At 57.4% G+C, this 23,749-nt stretch carries 20 protein-coding genes and 9 pseudogenes; 17 read left to right on the forward strand and 12 right to left on the reverse strand.

The annotated features are described in order from the left end of the window. The first annotated feature begins 119 nt into the window (after positions 1 to 119). A complete protein-coding gene (locus HB780_RS02725; protein WP_183686827.1) occupies positions 120 to 743 on the forward strand; it encodes a topoisomerase IV in 624 nt (207 codons plus the stop codon). Positions 744 to 950: 207 nt separating this feature from the next. Further along, positions 951 to 1,595 (forward strand): hypothetical protein, encoded by a 645-nt coding sequence (locus tag HB780_RS02730; RefSeq protein WP_183686829.1) that lies wholly within the window; start codon positions 951 to 953, stop codon positions 1,593 to 1,595. A 68-nt stretch (positions 1,596 to 1,663) separates the two neighbouring features. On the opposite strand, the pseudogene HB780_RS02735 reads toward HB780_RS02730, so the two are convergent. Together HB780_RS02735 and HB780_RS02740 are read right to left on the reverse strand one after the other, a co-directional pair. After that, a pseudogene (locus HB780_RS02735) lies at positions 1,664 to 1,813 on the reverse strand (recombinase family protein); the annotation flags it as partial. A gap of 561 nt (positions 1,814 to 2,374) precedes the next feature. Next, positions 2,375 to 2,959 (reverse strand): glutathione S-transferase N-terminal domain-containing protein, encoded by a 585-nt coding sequence (locus HB780_RS02740; protein ID WP_183686831.1) that lies wholly within the window; start codon positions 2,957 to 2,959, stop codon positions 2,375 to 2,377. Positions 2,960 to 3,083: 124 nt separating this feature from the next. On the opposite strand from HB780_RS02740, the gene HB780_RS02745 reads away from it, so the two are divergent. The 3 genes and pseudogenes from HB780_RS02745 (at position 3,084) to HB780_RS02755 (ending at position 4,454) form a co-directional block, all read left to right on the forward strand. Beyond that, positions 3,084 to 3,452 (forward strand): winged helix-turn-helix transcriptional regulator, encoded by a 369-nt coding sequence (locus HB780_RS02745; protein WP_183686833.1) that lies wholly within the window; start codon positions 3,084 to 3,086, stop codon positions 3,450 to 3,452. Positions 3,453 to 3,559: 107 nt separating this feature from the next. Further along, positions 3,560 to 3,724: pseudogene (locus HB780_RS02750) on the forward strand (recombinase family protein); the annotation flags it as partial. Between the two features lie 229 nt (positions 3,725 to 3,953). Continuing rightward, a complete protein-coding gene (locus tag HB780_RS02755; protein ID WP_183686835.1) occupies positions 3,954 to 4,454 on the forward strand; it encodes a DinB family protein in 501 nt (166 codons plus the stop codon). 92 nt (positions 4,455 to 4,546) lie between these two features. On the opposite strand, the pseudogene HB780_RS02760 reads toward HB780_RS02755, so the two are convergent. The 3 pseudogenes from HB780_RS02760 to HB780_RS33315 all read right to left on the reverse strand — a co-directional run. Beyond that, positions 4,547 to 5,463, reverse strand: a pseudogene (locus HB780_RS02760) (integrase); the annotation flags it as partial. Further along, positions 5,453 to 5,874, reverse strand: a pseudogene (locus tag HB780_RS33450) (type II toxin-antitoxin system VapC family toxin). The pseudogenes HB780_RS33450 and HB780_RS02760, both read right to left, overlap by 11 nt. Before the next feature lie 174 nt (positions 5,875 to 6,048). Then, positions 6,049 to 6,183, reverse strand: a pseudogene (locus tag HB780_RS33315) (hypothetical protein); the annotation flags it as partial. A 158-nt stretch (positions 6,184 to 6,341) separates the two neighbouring features. On the opposite strand from HB780_RS33315, the gene HB780_RS02775 reads away from it, so the two are divergent. After that, a complete protein-coding gene (locus HB780_RS02775) occupies positions 6,342 to 7,478 on the forward strand; it encodes an RHE_PE00001 family protein (protein ID WP_183686837.1) in 1,137 nt (378 codons plus the stop codon). 32 nt (positions 7,479 to 7,510) lie between these two features. On the opposite strand, the gene HB780_RS33320 is transcribed toward HB780_RS02775, so the two are convergent. The 5 genes and pseudogenes from HB780_RS33320 to HB780_RS02795 all read right to left on the reverse strand — a co-directional run bounded on the left by HB780_RS33320 (position 7,511) and on the right by HB780_RS02795 (position 10,236). Continuing rightward, complete coding sequence (locus HB780_RS33320; RefSeq protein ID WP_183686839.1) at positions 7,511 to 7,693, reverse strand: gamma-glutamylcyclotransferase family protein; 183 nt, start codon at positions 7,691 to 7,693, stop codon at positions 7,511 to 7,513. Next, positions 7,690 to 7,977: a gamma-glutamylcyclotransferase family protein gene (locus HB780_RS02785; RefSeq protein ID WP_183686841.1), complete on the reverse strand. Its 288-nt coding sequence runs from the start codon at positions 7,975 to 7,977 to the stop codon at positions 7,690 to 7,692. Before HB780_RS02785 ends, HB780_RS33320 begins: the two co-directional genes overlap by 4 nt. 156 nt (positions 7,978 to 8,133) lie before the next feature. Continuing rightward, on the reverse strand, positions 8,134 to 9,015 hold the full coding sequence (locus tag HB780_RS02790; protein ID WP_286202885.1) for a hypothetical protein: 882 nt from the start codon (positions 9,013 to 9,015) through the stop codon (positions 8,134 to 8,136). 195 nt (positions 9,016 to 9,210) lie between these two features. Continuing rightward, positions 9,211 to 9,255 (reverse strand): annotated as a pseudogene (locus HB780_RS33325) (SEC-C metal-binding domain-containing protein); the annotation flags it as partial. A gap of 111 nt (positions 9,256 to 9,366) precedes the next feature. Continuing rightward, a complete protein-coding gene (locus HB780_RS02795; RefSeq protein ID WP_286202886.1) occupies positions 9,367 to 10,236 on the reverse strand; it encodes a competence protein CoiA in 870 nt (289 codons plus the stop codon). 215 nt (positions 10,237 to 10,451) lie between these two features. On the opposite strand from HB780_RS02795, the gene HB780_RS02800 reads away from it, so the two are divergent. From HB780_RS02800 to HB780_RS02825, 6 genes and pseudogenes are all read left to right on the forward strand, one after another. Then, a complete protein-coding gene (locus HB780_RS02800) occupies positions 10,452 to 11,045 on the forward strand; it encodes a DUF6088 family protein (RefSeq protein ID WP_183686845.1) in 594 nt (197 codons plus the stop codon). After that, positions 11,038 to 12,074 (forward strand): annotated as a pseudogene (locus HB780_RS02805) (nucleotidyl transferase AbiEii/AbiGii toxin family protein). Before HB780_RS02800 ends, HB780_RS02805 begins: the two are co-directional and overlap by 8 nt. A gap of 231 nt (positions 12,075 to 12,305) precedes the next feature. Further along, the gene (locus tag HB780_RS02810) at positions 12,306 to 12,950 is read left to right on the forward strand and encodes an HNH endonuclease (protein WP_286202887.1); all 645 of its coding nucleotides are present in this window, start codon (positions 12,306 to 12,308) and stop codon (positions 12,948 to 12,950) included. Continuing rightward, positions 12,947 to 13,174: an ABC-three component system middle component 6 gene (locus HB780_RS02815; RefSeq protein WP_183686847.1), complete on the forward strand. Its 228-nt coding sequence runs from the start codon at positions 12,947 to 12,949 to the stop codon at positions 13,172 to 13,174. The genes HB780_RS02810 and HB780_RS02815 overlap by 4 nt, the downstream gene beginning before the upstream one ends. Further along, the gene (locus HB780_RS02820) at positions 13,171 to 14,916 is read left to right on the forward strand and encodes a DUF2326 domain-containing protein (protein ID WP_183686849.1); all 1,746 of its coding nucleotides are present in this window, start codon (positions 13,171 to 13,173) and stop codon (positions 14,914 to 14,916) included. The genes HB780_RS02815 and HB780_RS02820 overlap by 4 nt, the downstream gene beginning before the upstream one ends. An 18-nt stretch (positions 14,917 to 14,934) precedes the next feature. Next, positions 14,935 to 15,732: a TIGR02391 family protein gene (locus HB780_RS02825; protein ID WP_183686851.1), complete on the forward strand. Its 798-nt coding sequence runs from the start codon at positions 14,935 to 14,937 to the stop codon at positions 15,730 to 15,732. A gap of 194 nt (positions 15,733 to 15,926) precedes the next feature. Here HB780_RS02825 and HB780_RS02830 read toward each other — a convergent pair whose 3' ends face one another. Together HB780_RS02830 and HB780_RS02835 are read right to left on the reverse strand one after the other, a co-directional pair. After that, complete coding sequence (locus tag HB780_RS02830; protein ID WP_183686203.1) at positions 15,927 to 17,465, reverse strand: IS3 family transposase; 1,539 nt, start codon at positions 17,463 to 17,465, stop codon at positions 15,927 to 15,929. Between the two features lie 305 nt (positions 17,466 to 17,770). Beyond that, positions 17,771 to 18,409: a hypothetical protein gene (locus tag HB780_RS02835; protein WP_183686853.1), complete on the reverse strand. Its 639-nt coding sequence runs from the start codon at positions 18,407 to 18,409 to the stop codon at positions 17,771 to 17,773. A 33-nt stretch (positions 18,410 to 18,442) separates the two neighbouring features. Between HB780_RS02835 and HB780_RS02840 the strand changes: the two are divergent. From HB780_RS02840 to HB780_RS02860, 5 genes and pseudogenes are all read left to right on the forward strand, one after another. After that, a pseudogene (locus HB780_RS02840) lies at positions 18,443 to 19,156 on the forward strand (tyrosine-type recombinase/integrase); the annotation flags it as partial. A 48-nt stretch (positions 19,157 to 19,204) separates the two neighbouring features. Then, positions 19,205 to 20,017: pseudogene (locus HB780_RS02845) on the forward strand (hypothetical protein); the annotation flags it as partial. Between the two features lie 38 nt (positions 20,018 to 20,055). Continuing rightward, a complete protein-coding gene (locus HB780_RS02850; RefSeq protein ID WP_183686459.1) occupies positions 20,056 to 21,288 on the forward strand; it encodes a tyrosine-type recombinase/integrase in 1,233 nt (410 codons plus the stop codon). 145 nt (positions 21,289 to 21,433) lie between these two features. Continuing rightward, positions 21,434 to 22,204, forward strand: a complete 771-nt coding sequence (locus tag HB780_RS02855; RefSeq protein ID WP_286202888.1) for a tyrosine-type recombinase/integrase — start codon at positions 21,434 to 21,436, stop codon at positions 22,202 to 22,204. Continuing rightward, the gene (locus HB780_RS02860; protein WP_183686462.1) at positions 22,201 to 23,199 is read left to right on the forward strand and encodes a tyrosine-type recombinase/integrase; all 999 of its coding nucleotides are present in this window, start codon (positions 22,201 to 22,203) and stop codon (positions 23,197 to 23,199) included. The genes HB780_RS02855 and HB780_RS02860 overlap by 4 nt, the downstream gene beginning before the upstream one ends. Positions 23,200 to 23,749: the final 550 nt, after the last annotated feature.

Below are 23,749 nucleotides of genomic sequence, written 5' to 3' on the forward strand. Positions count from 1 at the left end.
TCCCGCGCCCTATCGCGTGCGGTATGTAAGACGGTGCGTCCCAATCCCGTCCGACGGTGGTCGGCATCCGTCACTACGTTCTCGATCACTGCCTATGGGCGTGTAAGGGATGGCAATCTGTGGACGGCGGTGCGATTTACCGGCCTTGTGCTTTCACGCGCGTAAGAACCACCGGTGGTCCACGCTATCTTCTGGCGATGTGCGGCGACACGGAGGAAAGCGTCCAAAATGGTGTGCCCGCAATGGATTCCGAAGGCACACCCGGCGCAATCGATCTCTACATTCTCAAGCCAATATCCGGTAGAACGGAATTAGAAACCATCCTCAGTCAAGAGAATATTCAATCTGGTCATAACGGCACGTCCGGCGAGGTCAGTATTCAGCGTCTCGGCCCTCACTTGTTTGGCTTTGCAATAGAGGACAACGATTCCACAGAGGGCTACAGCCAAACTATGCGCCGGATCTATCTGCCACTCGGTGAAAAGCTAGCGCTTGCTGCGCCGCGGATCAACGTGAGCCTGGACAACTCAGACAGCAATGCATGCTATGACGATAAGCAGACGTGCGAGAAACGCGACTTCTCCATAGCGCCGGATACCACATCAGCGGCAGACGTCTATCCGCTATTGGTGACAGAATCGGGCCGCCGTGGCGGCAAGCCCCTGCAAGCTAACTTCAAGCTGGCGTTCGATGTCAGCAAAGGTGCCTACGTCATACCGGAGGAAGTGAGCGCCGGCTACTGACGAGGAATGGCGGCGCACATCAGCGTTTGTCGCCTAATCAATAAATGCGGAAAGGCCCGCTCTCAGGCCCAATCTTTGGGCTATGTGTGAACAAGCATCGCGCGATGTCTCGACTATCTTAGCAAAAACCATTGCTTATCGTGCTTACGGGCGTCGAAACGCCATTTCGATCTCAGGGGGATAGCTTTGCGACTCTTGGCAAATTATATGCCGGTTATGAAATCTAAATTAGTATTTGCGGCGCTGGTCGCTACCGTACTGCGCGCTGCGCCGCTTCAAGCCTCTGATAAGCCCATCGATCTCAATAGCATCGATGTTGTCGATGCTATTGAGTGCCGCCTCGATGCGCCCGCCTACAATGGATTTGCTTTTGCCCTCAATGGCGAAGAGAAGATCGCGGACAAACGAGGCTGGGTGCCGATGCAATCCGAAAATATTATGATGAACGAATATGATTTGCCGGCCCCAATCACGGTAGCCAGGCATTACAGCACACGCCGTATTGGCTTTACGTCGAATGGCGTTGTCGCGATCCTCGATCTCGCTGACACGGCAGCGTTCGCAAGGGAGCAGAAGATTGAGAACGCATTGGATCCTGGACCGCTGATCGAAGCTATGATCGCCTCGGGCAAGGCAACGCCTGAGGAGATCAAGGAGGCCACCAAGTTCAGCAAATTCCTCGGCGAAAAAATAGTTGTCGACCGCACTGAGCTCCCGAAAGACGGCGAGATGTTTGGCATGCATACGGTCATCGGGCGCAATGTCTCGAATGCCACGACGCATCCAGGCAAGACATTCTATGGTTGCTCTTACCGGATCGAGATGATCGACAAAGATGGAAAGCCGCTATGAAGATTGGGCTTCCGGCCTTGGCTTTGGCCTGTGGAACAGTCGGACTTCTACTAATATTCCCTGCTCGTAGATCCGTGCTCCCGATGAATGCGGTGGCAGCCGGCGGCACGCAATTCGTCGACCTGAGCATCATTGAGCTGATCCTCCGTCGAAACGCGGGCGTATCCGATCAGTTTTTGGGCGAGGGGAGGGGGAGTGACCTTCACCGCTTTCGCCATCGATTTTTCGACCTGGTTTCTGCGGCATTTGTACAGATAGGAAATGCGTGAGAAAAGGCCGGTTTGCAAGCGTGTTTTATGACGTAAATAGGAGGCCTTGCAGCGCGTTTGCCGATCCGGGATAGGCAGCGACCTATCTAGGCCACGGAGCGCCCGTCAGCGGCCTTTGACGGCCGAAGTGCCCCAAAACTGGCTGTTTTGCGAGGGATCGCGCGCCGCGCTGTCGTATTCGGTACATATTGGCGAGATGTGCTTGGGGAGGGGCGCTAGGCCGAACGGTTCGGCGCACCTTATTGGGGTCGGTTCCGGTAGGGGGCGAAATGACACGATAAGCGCACCGGCCGTTGTCCCAATTGAACCCTTGTGAATTTTAGGCTCGGGAAGCCTTGATCTGTATGGGCTGGTCGCTGTCCAAAACAGACTAAAGTTCTTTTGGGACGGCAAGGGGTTGGCAGGAATGCGCCAGAAGCGGTCGTTCGTCCGAGGCCTTCCCGAGCGCACTGCTATGACGGTACGCTCGGCGCGGGAATGCTTAGCCAGACTAGCTGCAAACGGGTCAGATCAGCCCAATCCCTCCTCTGCAAGCGCCCGGATGACCGAAGGCATTGCCTTCATGCGAGTTAAGCAGTTCCGTAAATTTTCCGGCAAATCAACGCCGCTCTTTGGCGCGACCATCAGAATCCAGAAGAGATAGCAGTCAGCGATTGTGATCTCATTACTCACCAGGAATACCTTGTCATCCATCTGATCGGAAAGAATGGCGAAGGCCTTCTTGATCTTGTCACGAGCGCGCAGCTTTTCCGCTTCTGGAAAGTCCTTGAAAAATGGGCTATAGGCTCCATGGATTTCGGAGGACATGAAGGCGAGCGCCTCAAATGTCTGCCACCTGAGAATGCTATCATCGGGCAGAAGCTTCCCGCTCTGTTCCGCAATATAGGCGAGAATGACCTGATTCTCCGTGAGGATCGTCCCATCGTTCATCTCCAGGGCCGGGATATAACCCTTTGGGTTAAGCGCTAGAAAATCGCGACCGTCTTCGGTCTTCCTTTCGCGGTCGATGCTAAGGAGCTTGTAGGGAAGCCCGGCCTCAATGAGTGCTATGTGATCGGCCAGGCTGCAGGCAGCGGGATAATAGAAAAGGTTCATGCTTGGTCTCCGTGTTTGACCCATCCGAACCTTGCAGCTCGGCTATCAAGTCTAAAATGTTGACCACAACCATGTATGGGACCTACAACATGCCGTCAAAAGCATATCTTTAGGAGTAGGTCAGATGGATATGACTGCCAAGCCAGCAGGGGCCGACTGCCGCGCTGTGAGCGAAATCCTCAGCCGCGTCGGCGACAAATGGACGATCCAAGTGGTTGTCGCACTGCGCTCTGGCTCACAGCGCTTCAACGGAATCAAGCGGCGTGTGGGCGGGATTTCGCAACAAATGCTAACGAGGACGCTCAAGACGCTGGAACGGGACGGTATGGTCGAGCGCACCGTTCGCCACACCACTCCGCCGCAAGTCGACTACATGCTGACGCCGCTCGGACATTCCCTGTCTGAAACCGCAAGGCATCTCGCCGATTGGGCTGCAGCCCACCAAGGGGTAATTGCAGGTAACCGCCTCCAATACGACGCTCGCCAGCTTTGATTATCCGCAGTCTCGATATGCCGTTGTCCCACCGTCGGTTTCAAGAAGTCCGCTTCGGGCCGAATCCGGACTTCACCTGTTAGCGTGTCATTTTGCCCCCTACCGGAACCGACCCCCAGGTGCGTCTGGCCCAGGCATCAATGGCTCAGCGCGACACATCTGTTTCCGAGCTGTGCAAGGAATTGGGGATCGAGCGCGTTACCCTCTATCGCTACGTCGGCCCGAAGGGCGAACTCAGAGATTATGGAAAGCGCGTACTTGGTTTAGCGTAGAACTTCACGGGTCCCATAAACGGGCTGGATGAAGACGCACCGCGCCATGCCCACTTCGGATGATTGTCAGGGAACAGCGAAAAGCCTATATCTACTAAAGCAGTGCAGCCAGTCCGATACCCAGGCGACCAGCCTGACGCCTTAGCGTTGAGACGCGATTTGCGTAGGACAAGACTAACCCGTCCGGCACTGTTTCAAGCCAAACATTGATAACTTTTTGGAGGATGAGATGATCTCAGCCGGATATTGCCGACTTATGTCCCGTTATAACACTTGGCAAAATGCCTCGTTGGTAACGGCCGCCGATGAGCTCACAAACGAGGAACGCTGGAAGGATCGCGGTGCATTCTTTCAGTCGATCGCAGCGACATTGAACCACCTCTATTGGGCTGATGCCCTGATATTGGAACGTCTGAAGGGGAACGGGCGGCCAGAGGAAGCCATCAAGCACTCTCTTACAAGTCCGTCGAATTGGGCTGACTTTAAGGCCCTCCGTCTGCATAGGAACAAAGAAATCGAAGAATGGGCTGCGAGATTGTGCGACGACGACTTGGGCGGGATGATTGTCTGGTACCCTGGGGATGGTTCCACCCGAATCGAGAAGCCAAAAGCGCTCTGTGCCATGCAGCTTTTCAACCACCAGACACACCATCGGGGCCAGGTCCACGCGATGCTGACCGCTGCGGGCGCAAAACCGGAGCCGACTGATCTTCAGATGCTGGAATACTGAGCGAGGTGCGCTCTTAAGCGGACCGGTGCGGGTTGGTTCAGAGGGTGCGGAAACCCTTAGCGTAGGATTTCGCCCCCTCCCGCAAACGACCCCATATTGCCCCACTGGTCGATGCGTCGAAACACCGGGCCGGTGTCGATCTTGGCCTCCGCTAGCCAGTGCTTCAAGGCGATTACCGGCCGGCCGATCAACACGACGTGTTCGTCATCATCGGCCGTGGTCGTCTTGGTACGGCCGAGATTGACGGTCAGACACGGCAGGAGAGGGGAGACGGCATTGCGCGGATCTGCATGCACTGGCTCCTCGTCGACCAGATCCTCGATCCGCAGGCCGGCAACTTCCGATCGCCGGCGGCCGCCGGAGGCGAAGGCAAGGAGCAGCAATGCCCGATCGCGAATATCGACCAGCCGGTTGCTGGCAGACGTGACGAGCAGTTTTGCCAGGACATCGCCGGTCACTGCCTTTTTGCTCTTGCGGCGGCGTTGCCGCGCGCAGCGCGCACGGCCAGCCGCAACGCGGTCTTCAGCGATGGCGCCGAGAACGCGCCAGCAAAACCGCGCCAACGCGTCAGGATCGACCAGGAGGTCAGGCGCCGGCGCACCGTGTCGGGCGCATGCGGCCCGTCGACCCGCAAAAATCCTTTGCCGCGCAATCCCGCCTCGACCTCGGCCGGCATACCGTGGTTCGGATCCTCGGCCCGTTCGACCGGATCCCAGAGGTGATGCGCGACGAATTTCAACAGCAGGCTTTCCGGCGCCGGCCAGGGCAGGGGAGCGCCGGTAGCAAGCCGGCACCAGGCCTCGAGATAGCCGAGATCGGAAGCCAGCGCCCTGAGCGTGTTGTCGCCCATGCCCTGTTGCGCCAGATGTTTTAAGGTGGCAACGTCGTCGTCCGTCAGCAGTACGGCCAGCTGATCGCGGCGATCGAAGGGAAGGATCGCGTCGAGCGCATCGAGTTCTTCGGCACGCTTCGAAACGGCGTTTCCTGAAGGCGACAGGTCAGTGCTCATGCTCGAGTGGCCCAACGATGATGATCCCTTCACCGCGGGCGGCGGTCGCCATTTTCCGGTCGCCGGTCGCCAAAGGTAAACCTTGGCGTTCTGGCAAGCGCAACATAACTCGCATCGTATGCGGTCAGCGTGTAACGGCTCGCCAGTTCCAGGACGAGGCCGTCTCCTCCCGATCCCGCATCCTCCAGCGGCAGCCCTCGCAGCTGTGTCATCAGCAGCAGCGGTTCGCCCTGCTTGAGCCGACCACGTCGCTCGGCCACCAGAAACAGGTTGCGCGTCTCGAACCAGAACAAGGCCGGCACGAGACCCACTGTCGACGCGTATCTCCGACATCAGTCGATCGGCGGCGTCGTGTTGCTCATCGGGAAGAAACCAGGCGGCGGCGATGGAGGCATCGAGAACGAAGGCCATCAGTACGCGTCTTCCTTCATCACGCCATTCGCGGATTTCGTCCTGTGTGGTGACTTGCCGGCCAGCGCGCTGGGCCTTGATCTCGGCGATCAGCGCATCGACGTCGTTGTCGCGGCGGATGCGCGAAAGCCTGGCGACAGGCGTGTTGCCGCGCGAGATGATCACCTCTTCGCCGGCTTCGACTTTCGCCAGCAGCTCCGAGAGATGGGTTTTGGCTTCGGCGACCTTGACGGTAACGGTCATGATGGATGTTCTCCAGAGTTTGTGTCTCTCGTCGAGCAGACGGTGATTTGCAGCGCTTTTCGACATTCTGCGCGATCATATGGCTGCTTTCATAAGTTGGTCAAGCCCTAGACCATCTCACTATCGATACTTGATACTTATCGATGGTTATAACACCAACCGACAGTCATACCATGTGGCGAACCATAATATTGTTATAGAGTTCTTGTAGCAAATCATTTACCATGAATTCAATGGCTTACGATCTTGCAAAAATCAGCATAATAGCCCTGATGCGGCCGGCTTTCGACGCTGGCACCGCGCTCACCCGTCTGGATGAACGGATTGCCCGCTCGCCGGTCGGTGAGGGCTGGATTGAGCGCACTCATTTCGCCGACGCCTGTGCCTCGCTGTGGATCGACGGCGAACTCGTTCACCTCGAGGACCTGGTCCTCCATGACGCCACAAAAGACATTCGCGCCCCCACGCATGAGCTGACAATCGCCCGCGACGTCCTTCGCACCCGCCGGAGGATCGCCGCCCAACTTCCGGGCTGGGCGCTATCGACGGACGGAATCCGCTCGCTGCGGAAAACCTCCGAGATCGGGTCGGGCGGCAGGGACGAGGCGACGACGGCCGGCGTCATTCAGCCGGCGGTCGCGATCGATCCGGAAGGGGAAGCGGAGGGGGAGGACGCCGACGACATCCAAAATCTGCCCGGCGTCGACTATGCTGCCATCGATGCGGTGCTCGCGCGATCGGAAGCGGCGATCGAACATGCCAGGAAGCCCGGCCGGGCTCCGGCCGATCCGCTGATCTATGATCTCGACTGGGACGAGGATGCCCGGCTCGACGAATGGCGCGGCGTGTTGCGCCAGGCCGAAAACTTGCCGGCAGTGCTGCAGGCGATCGTCGCCCTCAATGCCTGGAATGAGTTGTCGGTGTTGCAGCATGCACCTTGGCTCGGCCGGCTGTTTTGCGCCTCCATCCTGCGCCAGGCCGGTATCACCACCGGCGCTCATCTTGCCGCCATCAATCTCGGCCTGAAAACCATTCCTGTCGATCGGCGCCGCCATCGCGACCGCGAAACCCGGCTGCTCGCGATTGCGCATGGCTTCTTGGCTGTCGCCGAGATCGGACTGAAGGAGCATGACCGTCTGGCGCTAGCGAAAACGATGATGGATCGGAAATTGGCGGGGCGCCGCACGTCTTCAAAATTGCCGGAACTGGTCGCGCTGGTCATGGCCCGTCCGCTCGTATCGGCCGGCATGGTGGCGAAAACACTCGATGTGACGCCGCAGGCGGCGCGGCGGATCGTTTTGGAGCTCGGCCTGAGGGAGATGACCGGGAGGGGGAGGTTTCGGGCGTGGGGTGTGATGTAGCTCGAGCCGCAGTGTCAATTTCGGAAGAATAATTAACCTGAGAGATCGTGAGGCAATGCTTCTAGATATGCGCGATATGGTTCTGGAAGGCCGTGATGTGCCGCGCCGTCACGCAGATGTGCAAGATACGCCACATTCGGTAGATGCTTGCCGTCCTGGGGGGACGCGACATACGTTTCGGTTTCGAGCCACTCGCCATTTAAATTGATGGTCACAGTTCGGCGATTGTACGCGTTTGCCGCTGGTCTCTATCGTGGCGATACCCTTCGTTCCTATCGAGCGCAGACAGATCTGTGTCCGTAAGCTCCCAAACGACGCCCCAGGTGTCGTGGCCGATTTTCGGCTCGACGGAGGACACACCGCAACCGCGGTTCTTCGACTTGCGCGGAAAGCAGAGCCCATGATCTGCAAGGTAGCCCAACCCTACGAGCGTCGCCTCGGGGCAGCGTTCCATTATCTGCGCGGGATCCATGTTCGAGCCGTAAGCAAAGTAGAGCATGCCACCATCCATTTCCGTGATGCCACCTACGTTCTTCCAACGCATCGGCTTGGAAATCAAGGTCATCAGCATGAAGTGAAAGGATGAAAACGATCAGAGCTTCCACGGTTTTGCAGGTGGACGGCGCCGCGGCGCTTCCCGGCTGCTTCACTGCGCTCAGGTCTTACCGCCGACTTCGAAAATCCGCGTAATGGCTGGCAGGCCAAAGCTCAAGTTCCGGTCAATGGCCATATCAGGAACACTCCCCATCGTATCCATGCCAGCTGCCGCCAGCGCATCCAGTCGCTTCCGTTGCGCGGGATCAAGTCCTTCAAACCAGACCGGGTCGTAGAAGATGTTCTCGGCGTGCATGGCAACGAATTGAAGAATTGTAGAGCCAAGGAGATCGAGTGCCATTTCTCGAGCTTGGTTGGCGATCAGTTGACCTGGCGCGTTGGCCTTATCCAACCAGGATATGCAGATGCAGCTTTGACCGTCCGCGACGAAACTCGATACAAGGATCTGTTCCAGCAATTCATCCACATAGCCATTCTGTATCTGTTTCCCATACAGATCCGTGAAAGGAGACCATGCCGCCGCGACCATGAAGGGCAGGATCGCGCCAAACTCGATGATCAACGATTGCAGGACGTCGCTCTGCCTCTGAGCCATCGCCTGCGTAATCCTGTCGTGCGTGTGCTTCAGGTCCTTTCTTGCCAGTTCGTTGCCTTGCTCCATCAGGGCCAGAAGACGTTGAAGCTGGAGCTGTTCGAAAATAGATCTGCCCTTGTCAGCACCGCGCAGAGTTTCTCTGAGGTGGGCAGCGGCATTCTTGCCGTAGTATTCGCGGCTCAGAGTCCGGTACGCCACGGCGAGGCACTGGTCCGCCCTTCCGGCGAAGGGTTCATTTTCGATGCATGAGAACAGTTCGCGATCGTGACCGGCGCAGAACCCATGGAACACCGACGCGTCCGCGATGCCGATCTCGCCAACCGACAGTCTCCCGCCGTTCTTTGAGAGTTCGGCCGGGTCTGCTCGATATCGTACGACTTTGCCCAACCGTGCGATCTTTGTAAGATTGGGTCCACGTGATACCGTGTGAGCCTTTATTATCTTGCCCTCACAAGGGCCTAGACCTGCGTCCTGAGCGTAGCACTTCTTTACTTGAAATGCCGACCTGTTCGCTGCAACCGCGTCCCAGGGATTGCCCTTCTCCTGAACGCTCCGGTTCAAATGGCATTTCTTGTACTCTACACCCGAGCCGCACCAGCAAGGGTCATTTCGACCGACGCTTTTCATTTCCCCTCAATTGCCCCCAGGCATAAATCATAAAAACCTACGCGACGCTCAGTACCGGCACTCAAAAGCTTTACTGGCATTCTGATGCATTTGTACTGGGATGACGATAACTCAGCCCAACGGCCCGGCGAAAACCGCGAAGCGACCAGCAGGCAGATTGAAAACCGTTGAAGTCCAAGCCGATCGCGACTTCAGCGACACGCCAATAGTGTTTAGGCTGTATGGGCCTTGGAGGTGCAACGTCCTCCAGCGCTTCGACCGTCGCGTGTAGCCGCCGCCAGATTGCTCTTCTCCGCCCTCGCTGTACCAGGATGTGCTTTCGACCTCGATGATATGGTCGCTAAAAACTCCCTTCCAAAGGGTTCCCTCGAACGGATCAATGTACCACAGTTCCTTGAAGCAGAAGGCGTGTGCCCATTTTTCCCAAGGTCTGATTGTATACTTGCGGATGACGAGTCCGGCTGGGGTGGTTTGTGTACCCTCACGCATTTTGTCGGTTAAGATGCCGAGCCACATAACCGGTACTCCTGCGGCGATATAAGCTTGAGTACGCCGCTCGATCTCGTCGAACAGAATCGGTTGGTGCTGAATTTCGATCGCGACCCTATCCCCGTTGGGCGCTGTGATAAGGACATCCGCGCGTCGGTCGCCGCCCGAGGAAAGAACTTCAACCTCATAGTCGGCCTGATAGCCACGGCGACGGTAGGTGTCCCTCAGGCAGAGCTTCGACGCAAGATGAGCTTGGGTCTCATCTGACGCCCAGGTGCAATCCGTCGGCGGCTTGTGCGCGAAATGATGTATGACGATCCGCCCTTTTTTAAGAGTTACCTCGCGCGCGCACTTTGCGCACAAATAGACCGGTCCGCGCTCTGACGCTGCAGCATCTACTCTCAGACCATCACGATTCGCCGTAAGCATAGGGGAAAGGTATGCTAAATTGTTTCTAGCGTCGACTTGGTGCAGGACATACAGAGCTTTCATGCACATGAAATTGTACTGTAGGCAGAATGTCGTGCTCTTGCTGGGCGCCCATAGTGAGGACAAAGACTTGCTTAATTTCACGATGCCAGCGCCCCCTAACAAAGTCAGCGCCTAGAAGGGCGTACCAGCGGTGATCTCAGGGCTTGAGTGTCAGAAAAATATAGGCTATTTTCTGACACATGAAAACAGCGGCGATATCAGTCCCAGCCTTAATTATGAAGCGCGCCCGTGCTGGCGGACGAGGTGGCGTCTTCACGCCCGGCGACTTTTTGGACGTGGCCGCACGGTCGGCTGTCGACCAAGCCCTTTCCCGGTTGACCAAGAACGGAAAGCTTCGCCGCCTGGCGCGAGGCCTGTACGATTTCCCGAAGGTTCATCCGCAACTGGGTCCGCTTTCTCCAGCACCTGACGATGTCGCGAAAGCGTTAGCGCGGGAGACCGGATCCCAGGTGCAGATAGCCGGCGCGCGAGCGGCGAATGAACTTGGCTTGTCAACACAAGTCCCGGCAAAGAGCTCCTATTTGACAGACGGCCCCTCCCGCCGTGTCGTGCTGGGTAAGCGCGTCGTCGATCTGCGTCATGCCTCGCCCAAGCATCTCATTGCCCCGGGCAGTGCCGCGGGTACCGTCGTCCAGGCGCTTCGTCATGTAGGGGCGATAAGGGCCGCCGACGTTGCGCAGATCGCGTCGCGGCGGTTGTCGGCTAGCGACAAGAAGACGCTTGCATCCAATGCGATCCGGGCCCCTGCTTGGATGCGGCCGACGCTCGTCTCGATCGCCAACACAGCGTCGGGTGAGATCGATGGATAAGGTGGCTCTTCTTCCAGCCGATGATCGAGCGGCCCTCTTTAGCGAGACGGGCGCTGGCCGAGGCGTAGCCAATACCATCATAGAAAAGGACTTTTGGGTCTGCTGGACTTTAAAGCGACTTTTCGGCCTGCAGCATAAGGATACCGCTACCCTTGTCTTCAAGGGTGGCACGTCCCTTTCAAGGCGTTTGGCGCCATCCGCCGTTTCTCCGAAGATATAGATCTGTCTTTCGATCGGACGGAGCTTGGATACACGGGCGACCGCGATCCCGAGCAGGAAGGCATCAGTAAGAAACAGGCGAACAAGCTTATCGAAGCCATGGTAAGCGATGTCGAGCAGCATATTGCCGAAAAGCTGCTGCCCGCTCTGCGGTCCGCGATTGTCGCACAAATCGGCGGGCCGACCAATGGCGAGTGGTCATTGGAAATCGACGGCAACGACGCGCAGACGATTAATTTTCACTATCCGACAGTTCTGGGTACTTCCGACTATGAAGGCATGGCCTACATCACGCCGCGTGTGAAACTCGAGCTCGGCGCGCGCGGCGATCCGTGGCCCACCGAAGAGAGGGTCATTCGCTCATATGCGGCGGAGGACTATCCCGACTTCTTCGAAGAGCCTGATAGCACTGTAACCGTTCTCTCCGCGCAACGGACCTTCTGGGAGAAGGCCACAGCGTTGCACGCGGAGGCCCACCGTCCCGCAGAAACGGCGACACCGCAGTATTTTTCGCGGCACTATTATGATCTGGCAATGCTTCTCGACACCGATGAGGGCAAAGCCGCAGCCACGGATTTGGGCCTTCTCGCAACGGTGGCAAAGCACAAAGCGACCTTCTTCCGGTCAGGGTGGGCCAGCTATGATACCGCTCGGCCGGGCACGCTGCGACTGATGCCCAGCGAGGCGCGGATCAAGGATCTGCGTTCTGACTACAGGGCTATGGCGCCGATGATGTTCGATGAAAAGCCTTTGGCTTTCGATGTAATACTTGCACAAATCAGAAAACTACAAGACGCTCTCAATGAATAATCCACCACACGCCACGAGGAGGGGTCATCATCACTCGGTCCAGTCAACTAAACACAAGCTTCCGACCTTGACTGCCGCAGCCCGGAGGTTGGCGGTACCACAAAACGGTGTTTCGCAAGCTGGCGACGCCCATGGGCGCTAGTTATCCGACTAGGATCATTTTGGCTTTTTCGGAGTGGTGGCGTTTGTGCCTTTCCGAAGTGTGGCAAGCACCTAACCTACGATGCGAAGGTGGGCGATGATACGTATGTCGGTGAGGCCGCCCATATTCGTGGCGAGAAGCCTACGGCAGCGCGCTATGACGCGTCGATGACTGACGCTGAGCGCGATAACGTCCGCAATCTCCTCTATCTCTGTACCGATCATCATACGATCATCGACAAGGTCGAGGCCGATTGGCCGACCTCCACTCTTCAGGAATTGAAAGAAAGCCACGAAAACCAAGTCCATCAAGCGATGGAAGAAGCCTTTGCGGATGTTGCCTTTCCCGAGTTGCAAAACGCTGTCTCCTGGGTGGCCAAGCAGACGCCGGCGACCAATGGGTCGTTCGACCTGATTACGCCTGACGAAAAGATCAAAAAGAACGCGCTCTCGAACGGATCTAGACATATTATCGCCGCCGGCATGACGGCGCGTGCGACTGTCGGCGATTATGTCGAGGCTGAAGCGCAGCTTGATTCCGATTTTCCGGAGCGGCTGAAGGCCGGTTTCCTCGAAGAATATTATGCGCGGCGTAAAGAAGGTCACAAGGGCGACGAACTGTTCGAGTTGATGTGTGCCTTCGCCCAACGAGGCCTTAAACGTCAAGCCGATAAGACCGCAGGCATCGCGGTCTTGATCTACCTGTTCGAAATCTGCGATGTGTTCGAGAAATGATCCTTCCGACAAAACATATTCCGCAAAGTGAAGCGCTGATTGGCGTTGGGGCAACCCTTCTGGCCCAACTGAGTGGACCCATGACCGTTTCCGGTCTCTGGGAGCGTCTCCGTTCGGAGCCGAATGTCGGCACGTTCGAGCGCTTCGTCCTCGCCTCCAATCTCCTTTATCTTATTGGCGCCATCGACATCAAAGACGGGCTCATCGTCAGGACCGTGACATGATCCGAGCTGTGCGCGCCAATAAGAAGGGATTTCATACCGCCGCATTCACACCCGGCGTTAATCTCATTCTTGCTGACCGTTCCACGGCAGCTGGAGACAAGGACACGACAAACGCCTTGGGGAAGTCGACGCTGATCGAGATCATCGACTTCTGTTTGGCGAGTAACTCCTCGCCCGGGAAAGGCCTGCGTGTCGAGGCATTGCAGGGCTGGGCGTTCACTCTGGAGCTGTCTGTTGCTGGCAACGACGTTGCAGTGACGCGGTCTCCTGATGTGCCGAACTTCTTTGCCATTGAGGGATCCACCGCGGGGTGGCCTGTGCAACCGACTCCGGACAAGGAGGGGGTGCCGGGGCTTGACTCCAAGAAATGGAGAGCGGTGCTTTCCTGGGCATTGTTCGGAATCAGCGAGCTCGCGCCAACGCCCGGTTATAAGCCCTCCGCTCGGTCGCTCCTTTCCTATTTCGTGCGGAACCAAACGGCAGCCTACAACACCCCTTTCAAGCATTTTGATAATCAGAAGACCTGGGACATCCAGGTCCACAATGCCTTCTTGCTCGGGCTAAACTGGGAGAAGGCCGCGATCTGGCAGCAATTGAAAGATCAGAAAAACGCGCTGGACGCGCTGAAGCAGGCGATAAAGACAGGTGCAGTCGACGGCGAGCTTTCTTCGCTCGGCGAGCTTGAGGCGGAGCGCCTGCGTCTTAACACCCACCTCGAGCGGGAACGCGAGGCTCTGTCGAATTTCCGTGTTTTGCCCCAGTACCGCGAAATCGAGGCACAGGCGAACCGTCTCACGAGCGAAATCCACAGTCAGGTGAATGCCAATATTGTCGATAAGCGCCGGCTTGAGCGCTATCGTGCGTCCCTCGTGGGCGAGGATACGCCCACAACGGACCGCCTAGAGGCGCTCTACGTTGAGGCTGGGATCGCGCTGCCAGGCGCCGTTACGAAAACCCTGTCGGATGCGCGCGCCTTCAACCAGAAGATTGTCGCGAATCGCCGCGAATTTATTGCCGGCGAGGTTGCGGCGCTTGAAGCTGCACTAACAGGTCGCGAAGCTCAGATCGTGACGCTAACTGATCGCCGTGCCGGCTATCTCGGCGTGTTGGCCGGGCAGGGTGCGCTTGAGGAACTTACCCAGTTGCAGGAGCTTCACGCTGGCACGCGCCTTAAGGTGGATGAGCTGACGAACCGGATCACGCAGCTCCGCCAGATGACCACCAAGTCGGACACGATCAAGGTAGAGACCGTAGAGCTCAAGCGAGCCACAATACTGGATTATGAAGAGCGGCGTGCGCTATGGTCCCAAGCACTCGGTCTGTTCTCGGAGTACTCCGAGACGCTTTATAAGGCGGCCGGCCGGCTCGTGATCGATATCGATGACACCGGATATAAGTTTGATGTCGAAATTGCTGGCAGCCCGAGCGAGGGCATCAGCAAGATGAAAATTTTCTGTTACGATCTTATGCTGATTTCGTTCGCGCGACTGCGCGGCTTGGGTATCGACTTCCTCATTCACGACAGCACCATCTTCGATGGCGTTGATCCGCGGCAACGTGCCCATGCTCTTGAATTGGCCGCTGAAATGTCTGGCAAATATGGCTTTCAATATATTTGCACGTTGAACACTGACATGGTTCCGGTCAATGATTTCTCTTCGGGTTTCGACATTGACGCCCATGTGCGTATGCGCCTGACCGACACAGACCCAAGCGGAAGTCTGCTTGGGTTCAGATTTTAACGCGAGGTGGCCCAAAAAATGGTGCTGTTCTCGCAGGATCAATTGGAAGCAATCGCAGGCGCACTTGGCGATACGGATGCAGGCCTGACCGGGCCGGAGATTCAGCATCTGATCGCTTCGACGAAAATGGATGATCCCGGCCCGATGACAAAGAGGGTCCGCATCTACAACGCGTTTGCGGAATGCCAGAATACCAAGCGCAACCGAACGAACATCCTACAATTTATCCGTCTCGCGATGAAGCCAGCGCGCTACAGTCGCGCACCCGAGCGCTATGAGCCGATGCGAGCGCTTCTCAACCAAGCGCTCGCATTTGCCGGCTTGGTCGTCGATCAGTCCGGCGAGCTCAAGGCAGCCGAGGTCGCGCAAACCCTTCCCGAAGCACAACGGCGCGCGCGCGAACTGCGGGCTGATCTCGAAGGCCGTGGCGTGCATCCCGATGTGCTTAGATTCTGTCGAGCCGAACTTCTCGCTGACAATTATTTCCATGCTGTCCAGGAGGCGGTGAAGAGCGTCGCCGACAAGATGCGTATGCGCACCGGGCTTTCGGACGACGGCGCGGCCTTGGTCGATCGTACTCTCGGCGGTGAGCCACCACTTCTAGCCATCAATCCTCGCAGCACCGTAAGCGAGCGGAGCGAACATAGTGGTTTTGCCAATCTCGTGAGAGGTACATTCGGGATGTTTCGGAACCCGACAGCTCACGACGCTCGCATCCATTGGGCGATGTCGAAGGAAGACGCGGAAGATCTTCTTACCATCGTCTCGCTCATTCATCGTCGCCTGGACAAGGCGCATATGCCTCCGAGGATCTAAGCGGCGCTCAAGATTATCGGGCAAGAAAGGGGTTACGACTTGGGTCTCACAATGCCGATCACCTGGCGCTACGGCTCACCTGGCACCATGCCGATCTTTGCGGTCAACGCCTTCAACACACTAATTTGTTGATTTCCACTGAGAAGTGACCCGGCGGCACAGGATAGGGGGTGCGGATAAAAAGTTGGACTGCTTCATATGCTAATGCCGAGGCTCTTACGATACTCGACGGGGCTTAGCGATCCCAGCGATATCTTGATGCGCTTTTCATTGTACCAGCGGATGTAATCATCTACCTCAGCGACGAACTGTTCGATTGTGATGGTCTTCCAATCTCGTGGATAAAATAGTTCCGTTTTCAATCGGCCGAAGAAGCCTTCGCATGCGGCGTTATCTTGTGAGCAGCCCTTTCGGGACATCGAGCGAACCAGTTTCGCTTCGCTGATCCGCGTTAGCCAGCCTGGCCAGCGATAATGGGCTCCGCGATCGGAATGGACGATTGGCCGTTCCTCGCCGTCGGTCACGGTCTCAATAGCTGCATCCAGCATAGTATTGACCAGCCCCGCGTCTGGTTGCGTTCCAATCGACCAACTGATGACCATTCCGTCGAAGCAATCGATGATGGGCGAGAGATACACCTTCCCGGCTGGGATCTGGAACTCGGTGATGTCTGTCAGCCATTTCTCGTTCGGCGCTTTCGCATGGAAGTCGCGATTGATCAGGTTCTCGGGTGCCGGACTTATTTCTCCCAAGTATGATCCGAAACGCCGTCGGCGCGGTCTGGCCACGACCAGGTGCTCCTGCTTCATCAAGCGCTGGACAACCTTTTCCGAGATGATCACGCTCTTCCTGGCCAGTGACGCCTGTAGTCTGCGGTAGCCGTAACAACGACGGTTCGCTTCAAAGATTTCCGCAAGGCTGTGCCGGACGGCGGCATACTTGTCTGCCAGACACATGCGCGTGCGATGATAAAAGTAGGAGCTTCGCGCAATTTGCAGCTGTGCGAGCAGTTCTGGCAAGCGATAGGTATCTTTAAGGGCGTCAACCAGCTGTGTCTTTTCCCGATTACTCAGGATCTGCAGATCGACGCCCAGTTCTTTTTTTAGGAGTTCATTGGCCTTCTTCAGGAGGTCATGCTCGAGTTGCAACTGGCGAACATCACGTTGGAGGGCTTCAAGCTGTCGCTCGAGTTCCTCGCGTTCCGGCGCCTGCGGGGTGGTTTTGCGGCGTTTCATGGATGAAGGAGCCTCATGACCGAGTAGCTGGTCTTTCCAGTTGTACAACGTCGGCCTACAGACGCCCAGCCGGTCAGCCACCTGTTGGGCGCTTTCATTTCCACTACATAGTCCGATGACACCAGCTTGCTTCACCGCTGCGGGATAGGCAGGGCGCCACGATCGACCGACCATCGATGTTCGTGTCTCCGGAAAGGCCTCCCGTACCCATGCGGTCAGAGTTCCTCGACCAGGATAGCCGAGCGCCCTCATCGTCGCAGAGATGCAACGATCATGGGTGCGGTAATGCTCAAGTGCCGCCTGCTTCTGACTCTCGGAATACTTTGGCGCTCGAGCTACCGGCTGAATACGCAGGTCGAGATGCTGTACGTACTCGCGGTACCAACCCCTCAGCGCATTCTTTGTGGGGTAACCCAACTGGCGAATGGTCCCGTTAAGTCGCTTGCCAAGCCTGATATAAAGCTCAACGGCTCGAAGTCTGTCTGCGTAGGAATACATGAACTACCTCCTGGTGGTCCAAGTTTTCGTCCGCACCCCCAGCCGGGGCACTTCTCAGTGGAAATCAACAGGCTGTCCTCCGGTTCGAAAGCCAAGTAGTGATTTGATTCGAAGTGGCGAAGACAAATAGGGTTCCGAAAGTTCGAGTCCGCTCAAGGCGACCATTGAGATTGGGGTCCGAGTATGTCGCATATTTCGGACGCTGGCCGGACACCGGCGTATCGTTGCGAACAGCGCAACATAGAGTTTCGCTCCTGGGATGTGCAGATGCCAACGATCGCCCAGCGACGGCTTTTGATCCTTCGTCAAAGTAATGTATGATCGTACCCTGCCAACTTGAAAAGCACCGCAATCTTGGGGTCGGGAAAGCCCAGCCAAATAAAGCTCTCCGCAATGTTCTTGCTGAAGACCTGATTGAATATCATCCCGCTAGCGAGCAGCCCGATGCTATCAGCCCATTCTAGTGTCTGGTGAAGATCAGTTGAGAGCTGGTGATTTCCGCGACCAGAATAAGCGAGCTTGAATAGGAGCCTCTGCTTCAGTGGTAGGGATTTCAAATGATCCTTGGCCGTAGCAATTGCCTTTTCCAGCGCCTTTAATCGCACGACCCCGCCGTGCCGATGCGTGTCACCAAAATTAATCTGTATCCGGGCGGTAGGCGTGCTGAGATAGACCTCGGCGAGAAAGTCGTCGTCGCCGGTCATCCAACTCACAGCCGAATTTATGTTTTCCTGTATCAACGGTGACGGGAAAAAAAGACTCACGCTATTTCCTTCATTGCTCGGTTCAATTTGATGGTGACGCAGATTTTCGACAAAGCCACGACAGGTGGGTATTCTGCGCCCAGCCAAATACGACATTGGGCAGGTTTTGTCGTTCTTGAAAACTAAGCACCAGCCGATTGAAGGCGCGATCCATTTTCTTCTCGCGTGGCCAGCTTTCAACACGATGCCCCGACCACACCGCTTCGCCAGCGCATGCAGGAAGACATGGTGATGCGAGGGTTGGGGTCCCACACTCGGCAGGACTACGTCCGCCACGTCCGGCGCTTCGCTGCGTTTCTTGGGCGTGCCCCTGATACGGTGACGGTCGAAGACATACGGCATTTCCAGTTGCATCAGCATGAGAACGGCGTGGGCCCCGCGACGATCAACAGCACGGTTTCGGCGCTACGCTTTCTGTTCACGGTGACGCTGAAGCGACGGGATCTGGCGCGAGCGCTGGTGATAACGCGCAATCCGCGCAAGCTACCGGATGTGCTGAGTATTGAGGAAGCTGCGCGGTTGCTCGAGACAGCGCCAGGCATCAAATACAAAGCGGCGCTCGGCGTGGCCTATGGCGCTGGGTTGCGCGTCTCCGAGGTCGCGCATCTCAAGGTCGATGACATCGACTCTAAACGCATGCTGATCCGGGTCGAACAAGGCAAGGGACGCAAGGATCGCAATGCCATGCTTTCTCCGCAGCTCCTCGAACTGCTGCGGCTGTGGTGGCGCGAAGGAAAGCGGCGCGGCGTGATGCTGCCTCATGGCTGGCTGTTTCCGGGACGTAGCCGCACCGATCCGATCTCGTCGCGGCAACTGCATCGGGCGGTTCAGGAAGCTGCCGATGTTGCCGGCATCCACGAGCGCGTCAGTCCACACACCTTGAGGCATAGCTTTGCCACCCATCTTCTGGAGGATGGCACGGATATGGTTTCACATCTCTGCCCATCATCCACGCGCTCCAGCGAGCTGCGGACATCCGCTTCGCTGGTTGAGCTTGCTCAAGCCGATGCCTTCCAGCCATCCCTGAAACTTACCCGGCGTGAGGCGCTCTGGGCGATCAAGGCGTTGCGTGACGAACCGCTACCACCGTTTGCGGCCGCATCCGCTCGGGAACACCAGACCGTGGCGGAATTGAACGAACCGACGGTGGCGCTGCGACCGATGACATCGGGCGGCGAGGTGGTCGAAGATTACGGCCATGTCGGATTGACCCTGCGCAGCCATCCGCTCTCATTCCTGCGCGCCGACCTCACCAGGCGCCGTATTCTCACCTGCCGTGATGCAATGCAGGCCCGGGATGGCACATGGCTCGAGGCCGCCGGCCTCGTCCTTGTTCGCCAGCGGCCAGGTTCCGCCAAGGGGGTGATGTTCATCACCATCGAGGATGAAACCGGCATTGCCAATCTCGTCGTCTGGCTAAAGACCTTCGAGAAATACCGCCGCGTCGTGCTTGGGGCCGGCATGATCGGCGTCTATGACCGCATCCAGCGGGAAGGGGAGGTTGTGCATCTGGTTGCGCATCGGCTGACGGATTTGTCGGCGGAGCTGGCGAGTGTTGGGGATCGGGATGCCGTCTTTCCGCTTCCGCATGGGCGAGGGGATGAGTTTCATCATGGGTCGCCGGTGCCGGATCCGCGCGGGTTTCCGAAAGGGCGCGGGCGCGGGACATCGTCGATCCTTTATGCCGAACTCGGCATAAGGGATCTTATCCCGAGCCCGAGACTATGCCGATCAGGCTGCCTAAGCCTCGGGATTTCCGGTAAGAAACGCCGCATCGGCTCGGCATAGTATTCTGCCCTCCTTGCAACAATGCAAAGGAGATCAAGATGACCACGACCATTAATCTTTACAGCCGCCAGCTATGGCAGCGGTTTGATGGGTGGATTTTTCGAGAGGACGTTGAAGGGTACATCACTCGGATGCAAGCTGCCGGCTATCGCCTGCGGTCAATCTGCCGGGCGACAAGGATGGTCGGAGAGTATGCGCGGTGGCTTATCGATGATCATAACGATGGAAGTGATGTTTCACCCAAAACGGTCTCCAGTTTCCTGAGCCACCGAAGAAAGATTGGCAAGCTTCGAAACGGAGATAGATCTGCCGTTTTCCGATTCCTTGCCGAACAGCTTGATGCTGGCGCCGTTGACGGCTTGCCCATTGCAGACCCGCACGAGCAGATTCTCAACTCGTTCAGTGAGTACCTGAGAAGGACGCGTGGGTTTCATCCTACCACGATCAAGGCCAGCGTATACTACGCGCGGCCGTTTTTCAGGGAGATCTGGAACGGGGCAGACGAGCTAGCGCAGATATCTCGTCAAGACATTATCAGCTACATTGAAAGGCACGTCCGTGATCGCAGTATAAGTACTATGCAAGGCGTCTTTACGCGGTTGCGGTCATTCCTGCGATACCTGTTTACCGCAGGCTTGCTCGATAAGGATCTGTCATCGAGCATTCCGGCTATCAGCGGGCGCAGACACGCAAAGCTGCCAAAGTTCTTGACCCCTGTACAGCTGCAGAGTGTCCTGGATGCCTGCAATCGCACCACGTCGGCGGGGCGTCGTGACTATGCAATCCTGCTGCTGTTGGCCCGCTTGGGATTGCGTGCCCACGAAGTCTCAAAACTGGCGCTGGATGACATCGACTGGCAAATTGGTGTGGTTTCCATCACGGGCAAGGCCGGAACGCAGTCCGTGTTGCCTCTGCCGTGCGACGTCGGAACGGCGATCGCAGACTATCTGGTAAACGATCGACCATCTTCAGTGTCACGGCAGGTCTTCCTGCGCCTTGAGACGCGGAAGGTGGGTTTCCCAACGGCTACCGGCGTCATTTTAGTCGCCACGAGGGCTTTGAAGCGCGCCGGCATTACCGGGATCGCAAACGTTCGATCGCATGTCTTCCGGCACACATTGGCGACAGATATGATTCGATCCGGTGCTACTCTAAATGAGATCGGCCAAGTCCTTCGACATCTGAGTCACGACACCACACGGATTTACGCCAAGGTGGATCTTCCGCGTCTCCGCCTGCTGAGCCAGCCCTGGCCGGAGGGCGCCCGATGACAAAACTCCACGGCTCTCTTGAGACTTATCTCCTGACAAAGCGAGCGCTGGGCTTCAAACTAAATGATGAAGGCAAACTCCGCAACTTCGTCGCTTTCATGGATAGGCGGGGAGCGACGGTCGTCACAGGCAAACTGGCAATAGAATGGGCTGGAAGCTCGGCTGGCCCGGCAACGTGGGCGATCCGGCTCTCGGCGGTTCGAACATTCGCCCGGTATCTCGCCGACACCGCGCCACTCACCGAGATCCCCCAACCGGGGTGTTTCCGCAGCATCACCGGCCACAACCTCACATTTATACCGCGGAGGAGATCGAAGCCCTTCTCTCGGAGATAAAGCGATGGCGCTCCAGGAATGGCTTCGGGCAATGGACCTTCCATTGCTGCATTGGTCTGCTGGCAGTGACCGGAATGCGGCTTGGAGAAGCTATCCGTCTCAAGCGTTCAGATGTAGATCTCGATGCCGGCGTTATTTCCGTCGAAGAGTCGAAGTTCGGCAAATCGCGGATCGTTCCGGTCCATCAGACGACCGTCGCGGTGCTTCGGGATTATTGTGAACGGCGGGATGCCAGCCCGCCAAGGCGGCTGAGCGATCACTTTTTCGTCGGCGAACGTGGCAAAGGACTGCATATCCAGCGCGTCGAGTTGGTCTTCATAACGAGTATTCGGCGCGCCGGCCTTCGCGGAGCTGTCGGGACACGCGGCCCGAGGATCCACGACCTTCGGCACACCTATGCCGTCAACACACTGTTGCGATGGTACGAGTCCGGGGACGACGTCGACCGGATGCTTCCGGTCTTGTCCACCTATCTCGGACACACCCACACCCGCGACACGTATTGGTATCTATCGGCGTGCCCGGAACTGATGCGCCATGCCGCCGATCGTTTGGAAAGAAGATGGGGGGCGACGCCATGACTCTGACGATCCTTCCGTCCTTGATCGAGCGTTTCTTCACTCAGCGGCTGATGCAACAGCGGAATGTCAGCGCCAACACGATTGCCTCCTATAGGGATACGTTTCGGCTGCTTCTTCGTTTCGCGTCGAAGCAAGTTGGTCGACTGCCGTCACAGCTGGACCTCGCCGACCTGGACGCCCCGCTGATCGCCGGCTTCCTTGAGCACTTGGAGGTTGAGCGGAGCATCGGAGCACGGTCACGCAATCTGCGGCTGACGTCCATCAGGACGTTCTTTCGTTTCGTTGCGTTCGAAGAACCGGCATATAGCTTGCAGATTCAACGTGTCCTCGCGATCCCTCCAAAACGCGTTGCGCGTCGAGAAGTCGAATTCCTCGGACGAACCGAGATAGAGGCAATTCTCGCCGTTCCCGATAAGATGACCTGGGCTGGCCGCCGCGACTACACGCTGTTGCTCGTGGCGGTACAGACCGGCTTGAGACTCTCCGAGATTACTGGCCTTAATCGCGATGCCATTCAGCTCGGCGCTGGCGCGCATATTCGATGCGTCGGAAAGGGGCGAAAGGAGAGAAGTACCCCGCTAACCAAACTGGCACGGGAGGCCGTCAAGAAGTGGCTCACTGAACCACCGCGTCACCGATCGACAGCGCTTTTTCCAACCGTCCATGGAGATCGCATGAGTGCCGACGCGGTACAGTTCATGCTGTCTAAATACGTGAGCGTCGCAGCGGAGACCTGTCGCTCCCTGAGGGCAAAACGCGTATCACCGCACACGCTTCGGCACAGCGCCGCCATGGAGCTGCTATTGGCCGGTGTCGATCTGACGGTGATTGCGCTATGGCTTGGTCACGAGTCGAGTCAAACAACGCTGACCTATCTCCATGCGCATATCGCGCTCAAGGAGGCCGCTTTGGCGAGGGTGACGCCGCTGGAGGGACGGAAAGCGAGCCGTTTCGTACCGGATGATAAGCTGCTGTCATTCTTGAACGCGCTCTAATCAGCCGAAGCGAGCGCCGGCCATTGGTCGCCCGGCGCTCGCAACTACCGCTGGCTGTTTTCGCCCGAACAGCGCTCTGCATGCGCTGCTCGGGGTTGCCGTCGCCGATGAGATCTTGCTTGCTTGTCTTCCTACCCAAACTATGCCGAGCCGATGCGGCGTTTCTTACCGGAAATCCCGAGGCTTAGGCAGCCTGATCGGCATAGTCTCGGGCTCGGGATAAGATCCCTATCTGCATCTTGATGCGATCAAGGTGAAGACGCGGGATTTTAGGTAGTTGGTGCCGGAGTGGTCGTAGATTCCGATCCGTTCAAGAGCAATGCACATCAGGCCGCCCAAACGCGATACTTCGGCGGTCGCTGGGTTAAGAGCAGGCCCGCGCGTCGGGGGCTCTCGGTCCCGATTCCGGCTTTTGCCGGCGCATCTCTAATCGGCGGGCCGAGATCAAGCTCTTTCATAGCTTTTCCCTGGGCGGTGCGAGATCACATCTTCGTCCGCGGTCGGCCCGAAGCAGGCAAACCAAGTGTCTACTTCATCGTTTCACCACGAG

The organism is Rhizobium lusitanum (assembly GCF_014189535.1).
Lineage (GTDB): Bacteria > Pseudomonadota > Alphaproteobacteria > Rhizobiales > Rhizobiaceae > Rhizobium > Rhizobium lusitanum_C.